Below are 18,349 nucleotides of genomic sequence, written 5' to 3' on the forward strand. Positions count from 1 at the left end.
GGCCGATCCTCTATCCGCTGCGCTATGCCCGGCTCCTCCCTCCTGCCGCATGGCGGCCCGGATGGGCCGCACCGCATCCGCGCCATCGGCTTTGGCGCGGGCGACTATGCGTTCAATCTCTACTGGCAGACGGTCAGTTTATACCTGCTGTTCTTCTACACCGACAGTCTGGGCCTGACTCCCGACAGGGCAGGTATCATCATGGTGGTCGGCGCCTTTGCCGATGGGCTGGCCGATCTGGCCATCGGCTTCGCGGCGGACCGCTGGCGACTGCGCTACCGCCGCATCGTGGCGTGGGGAACCGTGCCGCTGGCTATCCTGTTCATGCTCCTGTTCATCCAGCCGGCCATGTCCGGCGAATATACGTTCGCGCTTGTCCTGACCGTGCATCTGTCCTTCCGCATCCTTTATGCGCTGGTCAATCTTCCCTATGCCGCCTGGTCCACGCGGGTCAGCGATCACGCGACCGACCGGACGCTGATGTCGGGATCGCGCATGACCTTCGGTGCCTTGGGTGCCGTCACCGTCGCCTTCGCGATGCCGGCACGGGGCGAAGGTTATGGCGGGATGGCGCTCTTGCTTGCGCTGGTCGCAACCTGCGTTCTGGCGGCCGTCGTCTGGCGCGTGCCGGAACAGGTGTCGGATGATGGGCCACAGGCCGTTGCGCGCAGCATCCGGCGGGATCTGGGGGCCTTGTCGCACAATCGCCCTTTCCTGATGCTGGGGGCGGCGACGCTGTGCGTGACCGTGGCCGGAGCGATCATCGGCCATTCGGTCCTCTATTACTTCACCTATATCCTGTCCGCCCCGGTGGGCGGGAAACAGGCGCTGGCTATCATGGGCGTGGCCGGGGCCGTGGCGGTACCATTATGGACGGCGGTGGCGATGGTCATCGGCGCACGCGCGAGCTGGCTGATCGCGGCCGGTGTCGGGATGCTTGCGCTTGCCGGCCTTGTCCTGTGGCCAGCCGTGCCGGGCGTCATCCTCTCCATCATCGTCCTCGCCATGGTGCAGGCGGCGATGAGCGGATTTCACCTCGCCGCCTGGGCTATGTTGCCGAGCGCCGTCGATCATGGCGAAAGCATCGCCGGCTTTCGCGTGGAAGCGACCGCCTTCAGCCTGTTCATGCTGGTGCAGAAGGTCGGACTGGGTCTGGCCGCGCTGCTGCTGGGCCTCTCCTATGCGCATTGGGGCTATGAAGGCGGCACGCCCGACGCCGCCGGTCGTGCCGCCATCTATTGGCTCATGGTTGCCGGACCTTTTGCGACCATCGCGGTCGGCGCGGCCATCATGGGGCTGTCACCGCGCCCCGATCAGGCCAGCACGAACATATCCGACACCCCCTCCGCCTGAGCCGAGGGCGCGACCCAGAGCCGGAATTTGCCCGGCTCGACGGTCGGCTGCATATCCTGCCCCAGGAAGGTCAGGTCGTCGCGCTTCAGCGTGAAGCGGACCTCCTGCGTTTCGCCGGGCTTGAGGGGGATCCGCTGAAAGCCTTTCAATTCGCGCACCGGCCGGGTGATGCTGGCGGTGATATCCTGCACGTAAAGCTGCGCGACCTCGATCGCCGCATGCCGGCCGCTGTTGCGGATGCTGGCCACGACCGTCAACTCGCCCCCCGCCGTCAACCGGCCGCCGCCCATGTCGAGCGTCGTATAGACGATCTCTCCATAGGTCAGGCCGTGGCCGAAGGGGTAGAGCGCCGCATTGGGTGCCTCGCGATAATGGGCCTTATAGTCCTGACGCGGACCGGGCGGGTTGGGGCGACCGGTATTCTTGTGCGCATAATAAAGCGGCTCCTGCCCGCTTTCATAAGGGAAGGAGCATGGTAGGCGCGCCGACGGGCTGGCCAGGCCGAACAGAATGTCGGCGATCGCCATGCCGGACATGGACCCCAGGAACCATGTCGCCAGAATGGCCGGCGCGTCTTTCACCGCGCCATGCAGCGCCAGCGCGCGGCCGTGGCGCAGCAGTATGACGATCGGCTTGCCGGTCTGCGCGACCGCTTCTGCCAGCGCCATCTGGGCGGCGGGAATGGTGATGTCGGTGCGGGATTGCGCCTCGCCCGACATTTTCTGGCTTTCGCCGATAGCCAGTATGACGATGTCGGCGGCCTGGGCGGCGGCGACCGCAGCCTCGATCCCGCCCGCAATCGGCTTTTCGATGCCGGACCCGTCGACCGCCACAATGGATTGCGGGTCGGCGGCCACCGCGCGCATGCCGCTCAGCAGGTCGATGGCATCGGCGTCCGTGCCATAGACATTCCATGGGCCGATCAGTTCGCGTTGCCCCTGCACGAAGGGACCGATCAGCGCGATCCGCTTGCCGGAGCGGGGCAGGGGCAGAAGATCCTTCTCATTCTTGAGCAGGACGATCGACCGACGGGCCGCATCGCGCGCGACGTCCAGATGCTCGGGTGTCCGTACCCGCGCCTTCTCCCGCTTCGGGTCGATCCGGCGGAAGGGATCGTCGAACAGGCCAAGTTTGGTTTTCAGTGCCAGGACGCGGCGAACGGCCTCATCCAGCCGTGCTATCGGCACTTCACCCGCCTTCACCAGGCCGGGCAGATGCCGGATGTAGAAACCCGACTGCATCGACATGTCCACGCCGGCAAGGAAGGCGAGTTTCGCCGCCTCCCGCTCGTCGGCGGCGAAGCCATGGTCGATCAGTTCGAAGTCGCCCGTATAGTCGGAAACGACCAGGCCATCGAATTGCCATTGCCGGCGCAGCACGTCGGTCAAAAGCCAGTGGTTGGCGGTCGCCGGCACACCGGACAGTTCGTTGAAGGACGCCATCACTGTCGCCGCCTGCGCCTCCAGTGCGGCCTGGAACGGCGGGAAATAGATTTCCCGCAGCGTGCGTTCCGACACGTCCACGCTATTATAGTCAAGCCCGCCTTCGGCCGCGCCATAGGCGGCGAAATGCTTGGCGCAGGCGGCCATGGCGTCGTCCGCCGTCAGGCCCGATCGCCCCTGAAAGCCGCGCACGCGCGCGTCCGCCATGATCCGGCCGAGCAGCACATCCTCGCCCGCGCCCTCGATTCCCCGGCCCCAGCGCTGATCGCGGGCGATGTCCACCATCGGCGCGAAATTCCAGTCTATGCCGGCCGCCGTCGCCTCGATCGCGGCGATCCGTGCTGTCTGCTCGGCCAGCGCCGGGTCGAAGCTGCCCGCTTCGGCGAGCGGCATGGGGAAGACGGTGCGGAAGCCATGGATGACGTCGGCGGCGAAGATGAGCGGGATTTTGAGGCGGGATTGCTTCGTCGCCATGACCTGCATCTGGCGTGCCATTTCCGCGCCATTGCCATTGAAGACGCCGCCGATTCGTCCGCGCCGCACCTCTTCCATCTGCTGCCGGAAACTGGATTTGGAAGGGGACGTCGGGTTGAGTGCATTGGCGGCGCCACCGGCCCAGGCTGCCGCCATCAGCGTGATCTGTCCTGCTTTCTCCTCGACCGTCATCTTTGCGATCAAGGCGTCGAGGTCAGCCGAAGCCGCGCCATTGGAGCCTGCCTGCGCCAATAGCGCGCGTGCCGGGGAAGCAGCCCAGGCCACCACCGCACCAACGCCCAGGAGAGTCGCGCGACGCGAGATGGAGGAGCCGGGCTGCATGTCTTTCTCCTAAATTTCGAGGCGTTTGCGGTGCCATCCTGCACCGTTTCGCCATCCTATTGCACTGCTGTCCGGTTTCTTGTAACCGGTTACAAGACGGATCGGCAAGGCATGCCGACAAAAAAGCGAATGACAAGGGCAGAGGATGAACGGCAAGGCCATCGGACAGGCGACGATCAGGGATGTGGCGCGGGAAGCCGGCGCGTCCGTCGCTTCGGTGTCGCGCGTGTTCAATCGCCTGCCCAATGTTCGCCCGGAGCTCAAGGAGCGGGTCGAGGCCGCCGCCTGCAAGCTCAACTATGTCCCCCACGCCGGCGCGCGCAATCTGAGCCTGGCGCGCACCGGCGTCATCGGCGTCGTGCTGCCCGACCTGCATGGTGAATTCTTCTCCGAAATATTGCGCGGCATGGAGCGGGAAGCGGCCATGCGCGGACGCCACCTGCTGCTGTCGAACATGCACATGGGGCTGGGCGATGGGGTCGAGGCGCTGCGCAACATGCGCGGGCGGGTGGACGGCCTGATCGTCATGGCGCCGCATATCGACCCGGATCTGCTGTTCGCGCATCTGCCAGCCAGCATCCCGGCCATTTTGCTGAACGGTCCCGAAAATCGGCAGGGCCGGCCGGAACTGCGGATCGACAATGCGGCGGGTGCCCGCACCATGGTCGAGCATCTGGTCGCGGCCGGCCGCCGGGCCATCATCCACATTGCCGGGTCGCAGGGCAATATCGAGGCTGCGGAACGCGCGCGTGGCTATCGCGAAGCGATGGCTGCGGCCGGGCTTGTCCCCGTCATCCTGCCCGGCAATTTCGACGAGGAATCCGGCCATCTCGCCGTCCAGCGGTTGCAGATGCAGCAGATGGAGGTCGATGCGATCTTTGCCGCCAACGACATGATGGCCATCGGTGCGCTGGTCGCGCTGCGCGACATGGGCGTCGATGTGCCCGGCCAGGTCGCCGTCGCGGGCTTCGACAATATCCCGCTTGCGCGCCTCATCAGCCCCGGCCTGACCACGATGGCGGTCGACATCGCCGATCTTGGTGCGCGGGCGATTAACCGGCTTTCCGCCGTCATCGACGGAGAAAACGTTCCGCAGACGGAACTTAGATATCCCAGCCTCATTGTGCGCAACAGCACGACGCAGACAATCGCGTAACGATCACCCCGAAGGAAACGGGGATATACAGGGGAATAGATGCCATGAACAAGACGAACGCCCTTCGCCTCCTCCTTGCCAGTGCGACCGCGCTGAGCGGGATCGTCGTCATGACGGCGCCGGCCAGCGCGCAGACGACGGTCTCCTCCATTCGTGGGCGGGTGACCGATTCCGCCGGAGCGCCCGTGCCCGGTGCGACCGTGACGCTGAGCAGCGCCGGCACCGGCCGCACCCAGACGGCGACGAGCGGCGCCAACGGCACCTATATCCTGAACGGCGTGCGCGCGGGCACTTATCACATCTCTGTAACCGGTTCCGACAAGGGGGTGTTCGAGCAGGATATCGCGGTCGGCGTGGGGCAGGCTGCTACGGTCGATGCCCGGTTGGGCACCCCGGCCACCGACGCGGCAGCTGCAACGCCGGATGACGGCGCCGGCAGCCAGATCGTCGTCACCGGCAGCCGCCTGCGCGAAACCCGGACCAGCGAAATCGCAACCAACATCAGCCAGGAACAGATTCGCGTCCTGCCGCAGACCGATCGCAATTTCCTCAGTTTCGCCGCGCTGGCGCCGGGCGTCCGCTACAATGACTCCGAAACCGACAAGAGCTTCTCGTCCGGCGCATCGCCGGCCAGTCAGGTCAACGTGTTCATCGACGGCGTCAGCCTGAAGAACAAGCTGCGCGAGGGCGGTGTCGCTGGGCAGCAGAACAGCCGCGGCAATCCCTTCGGCCAGCTTGCCGTGCAGGAATTCCGCGTCATCACGCAGAATTACAAGGCCGAATATGAGCAGGCGGGTGCCGCCGTCATCACCGCCGTTACCAAATCCGGCACGAACGAGTTTCATGGCGAGGTATTCGGCCAATATACCGACCGGTCGCTGACCGAGAAAAGCTTTATCGACAAGCGCGACGGCAACGCCAAGCCTGCGTTCGAGCGCAAGCAATATGGCGCATCGCTGGGCGGTCCGATCATCAAGGACAAGCTGTTCTTCTTCATGGCCTATGAAGGCAATGACCAGGATCGCGCCTTCAACGTCCGTTCCAACGGCGCCGACGATGCGATCGCCGAGTTCGAACAATTTTCAGGCCGCCGGATCAGCGATTTCGAAGGGGCCTTCGTCAGTCCGTTCCGCAGCGACTTCTACTTCGGCAAGCTGACATTGACCCCGAACGAGAACCAGACGTTCGACGTGTCGTTCAGCCGGCGTGAGGAAACCGACATTCAGGGCTTCGGCGATAACGTCGCCTATGACTATGCCGAAAACAAGGTCAATGTCGTCGATACATACCAGTTCAAATGGACCTATGACGACGATACAGTCGTCAATGAATTCAGCGCCAATTATCTGAGCTACAAGTTCAATCCGACCTCGCTGAACCCGGATCTGCCTGCCTATGACTATCAGGGCGTGATCCTGTTCGGTGGCAAGGATTCGACCCGGCGCGAGGTTCAGGAAAATTATAATTTCCGCAACGATCTGACCTATACCGGCTTTTCCGGTCACGCGATCAAGTTCGGTGCGCGGATCGAGTTCACCGACATATTGTTCGACAATCAGGCCTATATCCAGCCGCGCTACTATTTCCGGCGTGAACCCAACAACAACCTCAACTTCGCTTTCCCGGCAGAGGCGCGGCTGGGCCTTGGATCGGGCCTGATCAATGCGTCCAACACCCAGCTTGGCCTTTATATTCAGGACGACTGGGACGTCACCGACAAGTTGCAGCTCAACGTTGGTCTGCGCTGGGACTATGAAAGCAACGGCTTCAACAACCGCTACAAGACGCCGGCCGCCGCCGCCGCCGCCCTGCGCGCGCTGCCGACGACGGACTATTTCAACCCGGAAAACTATATCAGCGACGGCAATGATCGCAGCCCGTTCAAGGGCGCCTTCGCGCCGCGCATCGGCTTTTCCTGGGATGTGAAGGGCGATCGCAGCACGGTCGTCTTCGGTGGCGCCGGTCGCTATTATGACCGCAACAATTTCAACAATACGGTCGATGAACTGTCGCGAACGATCAACCCGATCGGCCTGTTCCGCTTTTCGGCCGACGGCCTGCCGCGCGATGGCCAGCCGACCGTCGCCTGGGACCCGGCCTATCTGACGCGCGAAGGGTTGCTTGCGCTGGTCAATGCCAATCCCGAAGTCGGCCTGCCGGAACTGTTCGCGGTCAAGAATAACGCCAAACCGCCGGTGAACGACCAGTTCTCGCTCGGTGTGCGCCAGCGCATCGGCATCTTCGAAACATCGGTAACCGCCTCCTACCAGCGCGGTCGCAACGGCTACACCAACCTGTTCGCCACCCGGAACAATGCCGGCTTCGGCACTTGCTGCGACGGCGCTTTGTTGGACGCGGTCCGGGCTGCCGGCTATTCCAACGTGTTGATCGGCTATGACGGGCTGGATACCCGGTACAAGGCGCTCTATTTCACGCTCGACAAAAATTACACAAAACAGTCCGGCTGGGGCCTTAACGTCGCCTATACGCTTAGCAAGTCGGAGAAGAATGGCGGCGACCTGTTCAGTCTGGATGCACCGACCCCCGATTCCTATGGCTGGCGCAATTCGCCGGGTGACGAACGCCATCGCCTTGTGATTTCGGGCATCGTGGATCTGCCGCTGGGCTTCCAGTTCTCGACCCTGACGACGCTCGGTTCCGGTCAGGCCTATCAGGTGACGGACGGCACCAACGGTGCTTCGTCGGGCTTCAACGACTTCACTGCCCGTTATCCCAAGAAGAATTGCATCAAGGGCGTGTTCGCCTTCTGCGAAATCAACGTGACGCTTGCCAAGAATTTCGCGCTCTTCGGCAAGGACGATCAGGTCAATTTCGCGGTCGATGTGCTGAACATCTTCAACAGCAAGAATTTCAGCGGTTTCGACGGCTTCTTCAACAACACCATCAACCCCGCGACCGGTCAGGTCACCGATCCGTTGCTGCCGGCGAACGGCGCCAATGCGTCGAATATGTTGACCCTGCCGCGGCGCGTTCAATTCCGCGTGGGCTATCGCTTCTGATGACCCCGCATCCCGCAGCGGACCGGTGCTGCACGATCCGGCCCGTTGCGGTATTGCAACTGGAGTAGACTATTGCTGGACAGACGGACGTTCGTTGGCACGGCGGGAATGGGCCTTGCCGGGCTGCTGTCAGGTTGCGCCACGCGCAAACCGGAAGTGCCGCTATCCACCGGACCGATCGCGGTGGATGGCTGGACCAAGCTGGATCATCGGCCCGCGCTGGATGTGGAAGTCAGCCCGCTGATCGACGACATCCAGAAACTGGCCTTTCGCTATTTCTGGGAAGTCACCGACGCAAAGACCGGCATGGCGCCCGATCGCTGGCCCACGCCGTCCTTCGTGTCGATCGCCGCCGTCGGCTTTGCGCTGACCGCTTATCCGATCGGCGTGACCCATGGTTGGATCACGCGGGATGAGGCGCGGCAGCGGACGTTGACGACGCTGCAATTCCTGGTCGCTGCGCCGATGGGCGACAAGCGCACCCAGGTCAGCGGCAATCACGGCTTCTTCTATCATTTCCTCGGCTCGACCAAGGGCTATCGTTTCGCCCTCTCGGAACTGTCCACGATCGACACGGCGCTGCTGATGGCGGGCGTGCTGTTCGCGCAGAGCTGGTTCGACGATCCGCTCCATCCTGATGAAGTGAAGATCCGCGAGCTGGCGGAGAGGCTGTATCGCGCGGTCGAGTGGACCTGGATCACCCCGCGTGCGCCGTTCGTGTCGATGGGCTGGCATCCCGAAAGCGGCTTCATCCGCTCCGACTGGGAAATCTATAATGAAGGCATGATCCTCTATATATTGGGGATGGGTTCACCCACTTTCCCGCTGCGCGACGACACATGGAACGTCTGGAGTACGCAGTTCGAAACCAGTTGGTCGTCGCGTTGGGGCGATCCGCATCTGCATTTTGCGCCGATGTTCGGCCATCAATATAGCCATGTCTGGGTCGATTTCCGCGACATCCGCGATCGCTACATGGCCGGCAAGGGCATCGACTATTTCGAGAATAGCCGCCGGGCCACCTATGCCCAGCGCAACTATGCGATGGAAAATCCGGGCGGTTGGGCCGGCTATGGCGCGGACTGCTGGGGGCTGACCGCTTGCGACGGGCCGGGCGATTTCAAGATGACGCTGGCTGGCAGGGAAAGGGAATTCTACAGCTATTCCGCGCGGGGACCGGGCGAACGCGATGACGGCACGTTGGCGCCGACGGCGCTGCTTGGCTCGCTGCCCTTCGCGCCGGAAATCGTCGAGCCGACCATCCAGGCCATGTATTTCCGCTATGGCGAGCAGCTTTACGACAAATATGGTTTCCTCGACAGTTTCAACCCGACGATCATCCGTCGCCCGTCCCAACCTTTCCGCCATGGCGAGTTTCGCTTGGGCGTCGGCTGGGTCGACAAGGATTATCTGGGCATCGACCAGGGACCGATCGTGGCGATGATCGAAAATTATCGGTCGGGCCTGGTGTGGAACACGATGAAGAAGAATCCGCACGTCAGGCGCGGCCTGCAACGGGCCGGCTTCACCGGGGGATGGCTAGGGCAATAGAGCTTGCTGGCGGACATGGAGCAATGACGACGCCCGCTCAGTCGACCGCTGCTGTTCCATCCAGCGTGAAATCCATCAGTCGCTGCCCCTTGTCGTGGCGCGGCCAGTCGGTCAGCCCCCGGCCATTGGGGTCGCCCGTCTTGACGAAATTGACCAGATAGGCGCTGATCGTCCGGCCCATCTGATTGTCGCGCGGGCTGGTCTGCGGCCCATATTTGATCGCCTGCGTATCGAAGAAGAAGGGGATGTCCGTGGCATGATAGGCCTGCGTCCCGCCGATCGCGGTCGCCACGTAGGAGAAGCGATAGGCATAGACCGGCTGGCCCTTCGCCGCGAACAGGGACGCCAGATTGCGCGCGCCCGCGATCATCCGCCCGTCCGGGCCGCCGATATCCGCACTGGTTGCGCCGATCATGACCGGCATCGGCCTGAACCGGCCCGCGCGATAGGCGTCGGCCGCTTCGACCGCGCTCCTGCCGTCGATGACAGGGCTGAAGAAGGCGGGCTTTTCCGGCGTGCCCATATGGGCAAGGTTGAGATCGCCCGTCACCTGCGCCGCCGTCAGGGCACGCAACTGCTCCGCCGCATCGGGCGCCTCCGGCTTGATCCCCCGGCTCCGCCCGAAAGCGACGGCCAGTTCCTGGGCATCGGCAGGCGTCGATAGGGGGCCGGACAGCCCGTCGCTGCCGGACATGATGACGGCGCGCTGGAACAGGCCCTGCGACAGCGGCGACGTCAGCAGCGCATGCACCGACCGTCCGCCTGCGCTTTCACCGACCAGCGTGACCTGCGCCGGGTCGCCACCGAAGGCAGCGACATTGCGGCGCACCCATTGCAAGGCGGCAATCTGGTCCATCAGGCCATAATTGACCACCTGATCCGTGCCTAACGCCGGATGACGGAAGGTGCCGAAGCGGCCCAGCCGATAGTTGAAGCTCACCACCAGCACGCCCTGCCTCGCCAGCTTTGCGCCGCTATAGGTGGGCGGGGACGATCCGCCATTGACGAAGCCGCCGCCGTAAACCCAAACCATCACGGGCAGCTTGCCGTGCGCCTTGGCCGGCTTCCAGATATTGAGATAGAGGCAATCCTCCGCCGGTGCGGTCCCCAATGGGGCAGCGTCGCTGGGGAAAGGCGCCTGCATGCAATCGTTGCGATAGGCCGTGGTGTCGCGGATGCCGGTCCAGCGTGGCGCAGGCTGTGGCGGGTGCCAGCGGAGCGAGCCTGTGGGCGAGGCGGCGAAGGCGATGCCTTTCCAATGCACCCCGTCCGCGTCGATCGCGCCACGCACCCGGCCAGCCTCGGTCCGCACGACCGGTGCAGATGTTTGCGCCGGGGCATGGGAAGGCGCCACCATCGCCAGTGCCGAAATGACGCACCAAACCTGTCTCATGACGCACCCAACTCCTGATGTCTGCCTTCGGAAATGGCATATTTTCATCCATGTAACAGCTTCGGCAGGGTCATGCACGCCAGGCTGCGGCAAGTGGGCCGGCGCACAGGATGGTCGCACCGCTTAACGATTAATCGACTTTTCAACGGCAGGGCGCTGCGATAATATTTGCCAAGGAGTGGTTGGATGGCCAGCGGGGCGTTGTCATCCGATCATGCGTTTCGCCACTGCGGGGATATGATCGTGTCGTTTCGCTTTATGCAGGCAATGTGCTGCCTGTCACTCACCCTGCCGGCGGCTGCCGCATGGGCGCAGGCTCCTGCAAAATCGGACATGATTGTGGGCGCTATAGTCGTGAAACCATGTCTGGTTTCGAGTTCTGGCAGTAAAAATCTCTGTAATATGAATATTCGTAAGACGAAATCGGATGTCATGGCTCAGATTATTGTAGCGGATTCAGCTAGTACCGGCGCTATGTCCAAATTTCATGCTTCATTCGTAGAGTATGAATTCTGAAATTGCATGTAAATTTCGGGTAGATGTATCATAATATTTCGCGTTTGAATCCGTAATGGACGATTCGACTAAAGTCTAAAACGAAAAGTAAGACTCCGTTAACGATCTGGGGCGATACTTTCCGCAGCAAAACATGCTCAGCTCGGAGAGTAAGATGTTCGGTTCCCGACTAGTTGCAGCGCTCATGGCCGCTCCGCTGATGATCGCGACCGGTAGCAATGCCCAGGCCGCTACCGCCACTACGACCTTCCCGGTGACCGCCACCGTCATCAAGGCGTGCATCGTATCGGCCACGCCACTCGCGTTCGGCAATTATGATCCGACAGCCTCCGCGCCCAACGATGCGACTTCAACCCTGTCGGTGCTTTGCACGGTGGGTACATCCTATACGGTGGGTCTGACCCAGGGCACGGCATCCGGTGCGACCGTCACCACGCGCAAGATGGCGAACGGGGCCAATCTGCTCAACTATGCACTGTATCAGGAAACCGGTCGTACCACCAACTGGGGCAATAGTGCCGGCACCGACACCGTCGCCGCGACGGCACCGGTGGGGGCGACCACATTGACCGTCTATGGCCGCATCACCGCCGGCCAGAATGTGCCGATCGGCGCCTATAGCGACACGATCACCGTCAACGTCGTCTATTGACGCGACGGCTATTCGGGGAGTTTTGGCGTGCGACGTTTTTTCCTGAACGGCGCGATCGCGGCGCTGATGGCCCTGGCGGTGCCGGTTACGGCGCATGCCACGACGCTGAAAATCTATCCGGTGCTGATTCAACTGGACGGCAAGACGCCGGTCCAGACGATGACGATCGAAAATAGCAGCGATGCGCTGGCCCGCATGCAGGTGCGTGTCGTGGCCTGGCGGCAGGATGATGGCCGCGACCTGTTCGAAGATACGCGCGATATCCTGGCCAATCCGCCCCTGTTCGAGGTCGCGGCCGGCGCACAGCAGATCGCCCGGTTCGGTTTGCGCACCACGGCCGGCACGACCGAGAAAAGCTATCGCATCTTCCTGGAGGAAATTCCGACCGAGCGTCCACTGGCGCCCGGAGAGGTGCGTACCCTGCTGCGTGTCAGCATCCCCATTTTCGTGCCAGCGCCCGGTGCCCAGCCCTTGCTCGACTGGCAACTGTCTGGCGCAGGTGACAGGCAGGTCGCCGTCACCGTGCGCAATAGCGGCGGCGCGCATATCCATCTCAACCGGATCGACATCCGGCGGGCGGATGGATCGGCCCTGACGACGCGGCAGGAATCCATCTATATCCTGCCGGGCGCGACCCGAAACCTCCTGCTCGACACCTCCGCCATGGTCCGGGCGGGGGAGAAACTGACGCTCGACGCCACCAGCGATACGCAGCGGCTTTCCGTCAATCTCGTCAGTCAGACGGGATCCCATGGCGTCGGGGATCATTAGGGCAGCCCTGCTGTTGACTGGCATCCTTGGCGCGGGCGGCATTGCCCGGTCCAAGGAGCCTGCACCCGCTGGCATGCCCGCCGTTTTGGACCCGGCGCCGGCGATGCTGCTGGTATCGGTCAGCATCAATGGCCAGCCCCAGCCCGACACCTATCTTGTCGCCCGGCGCGGCGATGGATTTTTCGTGCGGGTCGACGATCTGACGGCCTGGCGCCTCCGATTGCCCCCGATCGACCCAACCCTGCTGGATGACGAATGGTTCGTGCCGCTGTCGGCGATCGGCGGCGTGACGGCGGTGTTCAACGAACTGCAACAGGCGCTCAAACTCACCGTGCCGTCCGCCGCTTTCCTCGCCAACCGGGTGTCTGCGGCGCCGACCTTGCCGCAGCCGACGGACAGCGCCTTCGCGGCCTTTTTCAACTATAATCTGTCGTTCGAATATGCTGACAAGGCGCAGGTCGGCGCCTTTGTCGAAACAGGCATGTCGGATGACTGGGGTGTCGTGTCGAACAGCATGTTGCTGGGCAATGGCACCGTCTATGGTCGGGCGACGCGGCTGGACAGCTATTATATGCGCGACGACCCGGTGAGCCTGACGCGGCTGGTGGTCGGCGACAGCGTGACCGATGCTCGCGACTGGTCGCGACAGGTCCGTTTCGGCGGCATACGCATCGGCACGGAGTTCGCCCTACAGCCCAGCCTGCTGACCTTTCCCACGCCCTCGCTGGCGGGCAGCGCGGCCGTGCCATCCAATGTCGAACTGCTGGTCAACGGCACGCAACGGTTCCAGACCGATGTCGATCAGGGGCCGTTTTCGATCAATCAGGTGCCGCTCGTCACCGGCGCGGGGGAGGTGACGCTGGTGGTCCGCGATCCTCTGGGCGTCGAGCGGCGGATCAAATCCTCTTATTATGTCAGCAGCCGCTTGCTGCGCGCGGGTCTTTCCGCCTGGTCGGCCGAAGCGGGAGCGGAGCGCCGCGACTATGGCCTGCGCAGCTTTCGCTATGCGGCCCCCTTCGTCGCCGGCACCTATCGCCGGGGTCTGACCGACTGGATCACGGTCGAAAGTCGCGCGGAAGCGAGCAGCGACACCCAAATGGCGGGCGGGGGCATCACCATGGTGATGGTGCCGCTGGGCGAATTCGGCCTGGCGGCTGCCGGCTCCAACGGGAAGGAAGGGCAGGGGTTGCTTTATCGGGCCGCTTTCAACCGCAATGCCCCGACCTGGAATGTCGCGCTCAGCTATCAGCGGGCCAGCCGTGCCTATCGGGAAATCGGCGTGGAGCGCGACTCCGAACGCATCATCGAACAGATACAGGCGGCCGGTGGCCTGACCTTCGGCCGGATGGGTACGGCCGGCGTCTCCTATACCAGCCTGACCTATGCGGACGGACAGAAAGCGCAGGTGCTGTCCGGCAATTACAGCCTGTCGGTGCGCGACCGGGCCTTCGTCAGCCTCTATGCGATCCACAGCCGTTTTTCGGAAACGGGTCGAGACACCAGCCTGGGCTTCAATCTGACCGTCCCCTTCGGTCCGCGCAGCAGCGTATATCTTCAGGCGGGAACGGATGGCACTCGTGCAGAGGTGCGCAGCACGCCGCCGGTCAGCGGCGGTTGGGGCTATCGCCTCGCCAATTCCACCGGCAATAACGGGCGGCAGCAGGCGGAAGCGCAATGGCGCGGCGATGTGGGGGAGATGACCGCCCAGATCGACCATGCCGGCGGACAGACCGGCATGCGCGTCACCGGTCGGGGCGGATTGTTGATGGCGGACGGCGCGCTCTTCCCGACACGGCAGATGGAAAGCGGCTTCGCGGTCGTGCGCGTACCCGATCAGGCGGATGTGCGCGTCTATCAGGAAAACCGCCTCGTCGGCCGCACCAATGCGCGGGGGACCGCGATCATCCCGGACCTGCGCCCCTATGAGGTCAATCGCCTCAGCATTTCTGCGGCGGACATACCGATCGACGTGCGCATGCCGCAGGATCAGTTGCTGGTCGTACCGCGCTATCGCGGCGCTGTCAGCGCCCATTTCGTGGCGATCAGGGAACGGCCCGGCACGATCATCGTCGTCATGCCGGACGGCAAGCCGGTGGAAGCTGGAAGCGGCGTGTCGGCCGGCGAAGAACTATCCTTCGTCGGTAATGGGGGGGAGGTCTTCCTGCAAAATATCCATGCCGGCATGGTCCTGACCGTGGATGCGGCTGGCGGTGCCTGTGATGTCAGGCTCGACGTCCTGCCCGATCAGGTGTTACCCACAATCGGGCCGTTGCGGTGCGTGCGGTGAGGAGGGACAGGATGGGCTTGCGCTTCTATCTCGGCATGATCGTGCTGCCGCTCTCGGCGGTCGCCATGCCTGCCCCGGCGCAGGCGGCCTGCGACATATTGGCGCTCTGCACCTGCACCGTATCGGCCACCGGTGTCGATTTCGGCACTTACAATCCGATCAGTGTCGCGGACAACGACAGTTCGGGCACGGTCCGCGTGCGTTGCAGCCTGGTGCTGGCCCTGGCCGGAAGCTACACGATTCAGTTGAGCCGGGGATCGTCCGCCACCTATGCCCAGCGGAGCATGACCAGCGGCGCGTCGACGCTGCATTATAATCTCTACACCAGCAATGCGCGCAACCAGATCTGGGGCGACGGGACCGGCGGATCGCTGTCCGTGACCAAAAATTTCACAGCCTTGCTGGGGGTCGACCAGACCACGACCGTCTATGGCCGGGTACCGGCAGGCCAGAATGTGGCGCCCGGTGGTTATAGCGATACGATCCTGGTCACGATCATATTCTGACAGACTGTAAGATGGAATTGGACGCTTGCCGCCCCGCCGCCGTCAGCGTAGCGGGGCGGCAAGTCGCTGCCGATCAGGGATAGGCGAAGCGCAGCGTCGCGAACATGGTGCGCGGGCTGCCATAGAAATTGCCGCGCCCGGTCGAGGATATGCGCGCATAGTAGCTGCGATCGAACAGGTTGTTGACATTGACCGACAGCGACAGCCGCTCGTTCACCTTATAACCGGCGCGCAGGTCCGCGATCACATAGGCGCCCTGCCGCACGATGGTCGATCGCGTCCGCAATGTCCCGTCCGCATTCCAGACTGCCGCATTGCCGCCGAAGGTGGAACTCAGCCAGGTCAGGCCACCGCCGATGCTGAACCCGTCCAGCAGGCCGCCGGTCGGCGCATAATTGGTGAAGACCTTCGCCGAATGTCTGGGGATCACCGGCACGACCGAAATCCCTTCGTACAAGGCGTTGCTGTCACGCAGATATTTGTTCTTGTTGTAGCTGTAGCCACCATTGATCCGCCAGCCCGGCGTGATTTCCCCGCCCGCGTCGAACTCGATCCCGCGCGATCGCACCTTGCCGATCTGAAGCACCACATCGGGCAGGTCCGGGTCGCTGAACAGCCGGTTCGACTGGGTGATCTGGTACGCGGCCAGGGACAGCAGCAACTTGTCCTGGAACAGGGACAGTTTGGTGCCGGCTTCATATTGATCGCCGATCAACGGCTCGATCTGCCCGCCATCGACCCGCGGCAGCGTCGATGTCTGCGGCGTGAAGCTGTCGGCATAGCTGCCATAGATATTCAGGCTGGACGTCACGTCCCATACGATGCCGCCATAGGGCGTGAACTGGGCATCCATGCTGTATCCGGTCGGCGCCAGCCTGTTGGGCAGCAATGTCTGCGAATCCGTCGACCACCAGGTCATGCGACCGCCGCCGACCAGCGACAGCCCCTCGACCGGGCTGATCCGCATCTGGCCGTACATGCCATATTGCTCGACTTGTGTATCGCTCGCGCCATAGACTTGGGTGACGTCGCCATAGGGGCCGCTATAGGCCGGCAACGGACCATAGGGGTCGAGCGGCGGCTCAGCCGGCGACACCGGATTATAGACGTCGATCTGCGCATAGCGGCTGAGGCGGGTAAAATAGGTGCGGGCGGAACTGGCTTGATAGTCCATGCCCAGGATCAGGGTCTGGTCGCGCCCGAACAGCGGGAAGTTGCCCACGCCATTGAAATCGAAGGACCGCGTACTGTACGTGTTATCGCCGCGATAGGCGATGTGCGACGTTACCCCGTTCGTCTCCGTCACCGGCGCGCTGCCGATATAGCTATAGACGTCGATGCGATCGACTTCGGTGTAGAGGCCGGTTGCGCGCAGCGTCCAGCGATCGCTGATGCGATGGGTCAACTCCGCAAAGGCCGACCAGCTTTCCGACCGGAAACGGTTCCAGTCGGCGCCGACATAGGTGGAGCGCGGCACGTCCAGCAACTGGCCGTCGCTGCCGTCCGCGCCGCCGATCACGCCGGGCAGGCCGGTCTGGATCGAAGGCTTGAACCGCTCCCATGTGCCGCCCACGGTGAAGGTGGTGCGGTCGCCAATGTCGATCTTGCCCACGCCGAACGCGCCGACGCGGTTGCGATGGGCGATGTCGTAAAACTGGTCCTGATCTTGTACCATCGCGCCGAAGCGGACGGCGACGCCCTGCGTCAGCGGCGCGGACAGATCGATCTCGCCGCGCTTGTTCTGGTAACTGCCGTAGCCGGCAGAGCCTTGGAGATTGAACTCGTCCAGCGGCCGCTTGCGTACCAGATTGATGCTGCCCGCCGGATTGCCCGATCCGCTGAACAGGCCCGCCGGGCCACGCAGCACCTCCAGCCGTTCGTAGAAGAACAGGTCGGGGATGACGGCGGGGGAATCATAGGCGCGCGTCGGTGTCCCATCGACCAGATAATTGTTGATGGCGAAACCGCGCGAATAGAAGGTCGCGCCTTCGCTGCCCACGCCGTTGACGGTGATGCCGTTGGTTGCGGTCAGCGCGTCTTCCAGCGTGAAGAGATTCTGCGCATCGATCTGCACGCGGTCGATGACGGTGACCGTATTGGGCACGTCTTTCAGCGGCGTGATCGTCTTGCCGACTTCCTGACCGTAGCTTTTGCCGAGGACGATGATGTCGGCGCGGTCGGCGCTATCGCCCTCTTCGGCGGCCATGGCGACGGGACCGATGGCCAGGCTGGCAAGGGCCAGCCCGGTCATGCCGACGGCGGATCTGAATATATGGTTCAATGGAGACCTCCCTGTAGACGGGGTGCCTCTAGACATTTAGCTATTGCAAGTCACTATCAAAATAGATTTTTCCTCGTCTATCCATGGGATTGTGCGAACCGGCGGCTTGCATCTCTTTTGCGAAAGCGGAAGGCTGGCATGGCATCGGTCCTGGCTTGCCGGAATAAATGTCGCTTCGAGTGCTGGCGGGCCTGTCCAGCGGCGGGCCAGATAGGCTATGTGCGTGGCAGACGTCGCAGGCGGAACCCGGCGCATCGAGAAGGTTTTAATGTACATGCCCAAACCGACATCGCTTTCCCTGACCTTTGATTGCTGGAGCCTGGGGCTGGAGGCCTGCTCGGTCATCGGCATGCGGCTGCCCCGTTTGATGACCGGCAATGCGGCGGCGCTGGCCGAAGCGCAACTGATGGTTAGCGAGAAAATGGAAGCGGTCGCTACGCTGCAATGGAAGATGATGACGGGCGGGCTGGGTACCTCGGGACCGGCCATGCTGGATGCGTCGCTGGCCCATTACCGCAAGGCGGTTCGTAAGAACAAACATCGCCTGGCCTGAGTGGTGCGCCGCCGGCAAGGCGGTCAGGGCGCGACCTTCTTCTGAAAAAGCC

General features: G+C 63.1%; 13 protein-coding genes. 10 read left to right on the forward strand and 3 right to left on the reverse strand.

Translation table 11 applies throughout. The features are described 5' to 3' along the window. Window positions 1-24 precede the first annotated feature (24 nt). Window positions 25-1,353, forward strand: coding sequence for an MFS transporter (locus ASE85_RS07375; protein ID WP_056685970.1), 1,329 nt, complete (start codon window positions 25-27; stop codon window positions 1,351-1,353). On the opposite strand, the gene ASE85_RS07380 is transcribed toward ASE85_RS07375, so the two are convergent. Further along, a complete protein-coding gene (locus tag ASE85_RS07380) occupies window positions 1,314-3,611 on the reverse strand; it encodes a glycoside hydrolase family 3 N-terminal domain-containing protein (RefSeq protein ID WP_056685972.1) in 2,298 nt (765 codons plus the stop codon). The two genes, ASE85_RS07375 and ASE85_RS07380, sit on opposite strands and share 40 nt — an antisense overlap. A gap of 145 nt (window positions 3,612-3,756) precedes the next feature. Between ASE85_RS07380 and ASE85_RS07385 the strand changes: the two genes are divergently transcribed. The 3 genes from ASE85_RS07385 to ASE85_RS07395 all read left to right on the forward strand — a co-directional run bounded on the left by ASE85_RS07385 (window position 3,757) and on the right by ASE85_RS07395 (window position 9,338). Beyond that, a complete protein-coding gene (locus ASE85_RS07385; protein ID WP_200928321.1) occupies window positions 3,757-4,767 on the forward strand; it encodes a LacI family DNA-binding transcriptional regulator in 1,011 nt (336 codons plus the stop codon). A 44-nt stretch (window positions 4,768-4,811) separates the two neighbouring features. Then, on the forward strand, window positions 4,812-7,787 hold the full coding sequence (locus ASE85_RS07390) for a TonB-dependent receptor (protein WP_056685975.1): 2,976 nt from the start codon (window positions 4,812-4,814) through the stop codon (window positions 7,785-7,787). 72 nt (window positions 7,788-7,859) lie between these two features. Beyond that, a complete protein-coding gene (locus ASE85_RS07395; protein WP_056685978.1) occupies window positions 7,860-9,338 on the forward strand; it encodes a glucoamylase family protein in 1,479 nt (492 codons plus the stop codon). Window positions 9,339-9,375: 37 nt separating this feature from the next. Here ASE85_RS07395 and ASE85_RS07400 read toward each other — a convergent pair whose 3' ends face one another. Beyond that, entirely contained in the window at window positions 9,376-10,731 is a 1,356-nt protein-coding gene (locus ASE85_RS07400) for a carboxylesterase/lipase family protein (protein ID WP_082462718.1), read from the reverse strand. Between the two features lie 186 nt (window positions 10,732-10,917). Here ASE85_RS07400 and ASE85_RS22915 point away from each other — a divergent pair, with 186 nt between their 5' ends. From ASE85_RS22915 to ASE85_RS07420, 5 genes are all read left to right on the forward strand, one after another. Continuing rightward, entirely contained in the window at window positions 10,918-11,247 is a 330-nt protein-coding gene (locus ASE85_RS22915; protein WP_156358251.1) for a hypothetical protein, read from the forward strand. 154 nt (window positions 11,248-11,401) lie between these two features. After that, entirely contained in the window at window positions 11,402-11,899 is a 498-nt protein-coding gene (locus tag ASE85_RS07405; protein WP_056685984.1) for a Csu type fimbrial protein, read from the forward strand. A 27-nt stretch (window positions 11,900-11,926) separates the two neighbouring features. Continuing rightward, entirely contained in the window at window positions 11,927-12,670 is a 744-nt protein-coding gene (locus tag ASE85_RS07410; protein WP_235523370.1) for a fimbrial biogenesis chaperone, read from the forward strand. 13 nt (window positions 12,671-12,683) lie between these two features. Continuing rightward, on the forward strand, window positions 12,684-14,957 hold the full coding sequence (locus ASE85_RS07415; RefSeq protein ID WP_235523383.1) for a fimbria/pilus outer membrane usher protein: 2,274 nt from the start codon (window positions 12,684-12,686) through the stop codon (window positions 14,955-14,957). Between the two features lie 11 nt (window positions 14,958-14,968). Further along, window positions 14,969-15,463 carry a Csu type fimbrial protein gene (locus ASE85_RS07420; RefSeq protein ID WP_056685986.1) on the forward strand — a complete coding sequence of 165 codons (495 nt, stop codon included), beginning with the start codon at window positions 14,969-14,971 and terminating at the stop codon, window positions 15,461-15,463. 73 nt (window positions 15,464-15,536) lie between these two features. Here ASE85_RS07420 and ASE85_RS07425 read toward each other — a convergent pair whose 3' ends face one another. Continuing rightward, window positions 15,537-17,744 carry a TonB-dependent siderophore receptor gene (locus tag ASE85_RS07425; protein ID WP_235523384.1) on the reverse strand — a complete coding sequence of 736 codons (2,208 nt, stop codon included), beginning with the start codon at window positions 17,742-17,744 and terminating at the stop codon, window positions 15,537-15,539. A 223-nt stretch (window positions 17,745-17,967) separates the two neighbouring features. On the opposite strand from ASE85_RS07425, the gene ASE85_RS07430 reads away from it, so the two are divergent. Beyond that, window positions 17,968-18,297 carry a hypothetical protein gene (locus ASE85_RS07430; RefSeq protein WP_235523386.1) on the forward strand — a complete coding sequence of 110 codons (330 nt, stop codon included), beginning with the start codon at window positions 17,968-17,970 and terminating at the stop codon, window positions 18,295-18,297. Window positions 18,298-18,349: the final 52 nt, after the last annotated feature.

The sequence above is a fragment of the Sphingobium sp. Leaf26 genome (genome assembly GCF_001421665.1).
Lineage (GTDB): Bacteria > Pseudomonadota > Alphaproteobacteria > Sphingomonadales > Sphingomonadaceae > Sphingobium.

What these genes read in the sequence shown, in the direction of transcription:
- ASE85_RS07375 (WP_056685970.1), top strand. Translation starts at nt 25, where the DNA reads ATGCCCGGCTCCTCCCTCCTGCCGCATGGCGGCCCGGATGGGCCGCAC.
- ASE85_RS07380 (WP_056685972.1), bottom strand. Translation starts at nt 3,611, where the DNA reads ATGCAGCCCGGCTCCTCCATCTCGCGTCGCGCGACTCTCCTGGGCGTT.
- ASE85_RS07385 (WP_200928321.1), top strand. Translation starts at nt 3,757, where the DNA reads ATGAACGGCAAGGCCATCGGACAGGCGACGATCAGGGATGTGGCGCGG.
- ASE85_RS07390 (WP_056685975.1), top strand. Translation starts at nt 4,812, where the DNA reads ATGAACAAGACGAACGCCCTTCGCCTCCTCCTTGCCAGTGCGACCGCG.
- ASE85_RS07400 (WP_082462718.1), bottom strand. Translation starts at nt 10,731, where the DNA reads ATGAGACAGGTTTGGTGCGTCATTTCGGCACTGGCGATGGTGGCGCCT.
- ASE85_RS22915 (WP_156358251.1), top strand. Translation starts at nt 10,918, where the DNA reads ATGGCCAGCGGGGCGTTGTCATCCGATCATGCGTTTCGCCACTGCGGG.
- ASE85_RS07405 (WP_056685984.1), top strand. Translation starts at nt 11,402, where the DNA reads ATGTTCGGTTCCCGACTAGTTGCAGCGCTCATGGCCGCTCCGCTGATG.
- ASE85_RS07420 (WP_056685986.1), top strand. Translation starts at nt 14,969, where the DNA reads ATGGGCTTGCGCTTCTATCTCGGCATGATCGTGCTGCCGCTCTCGGCG.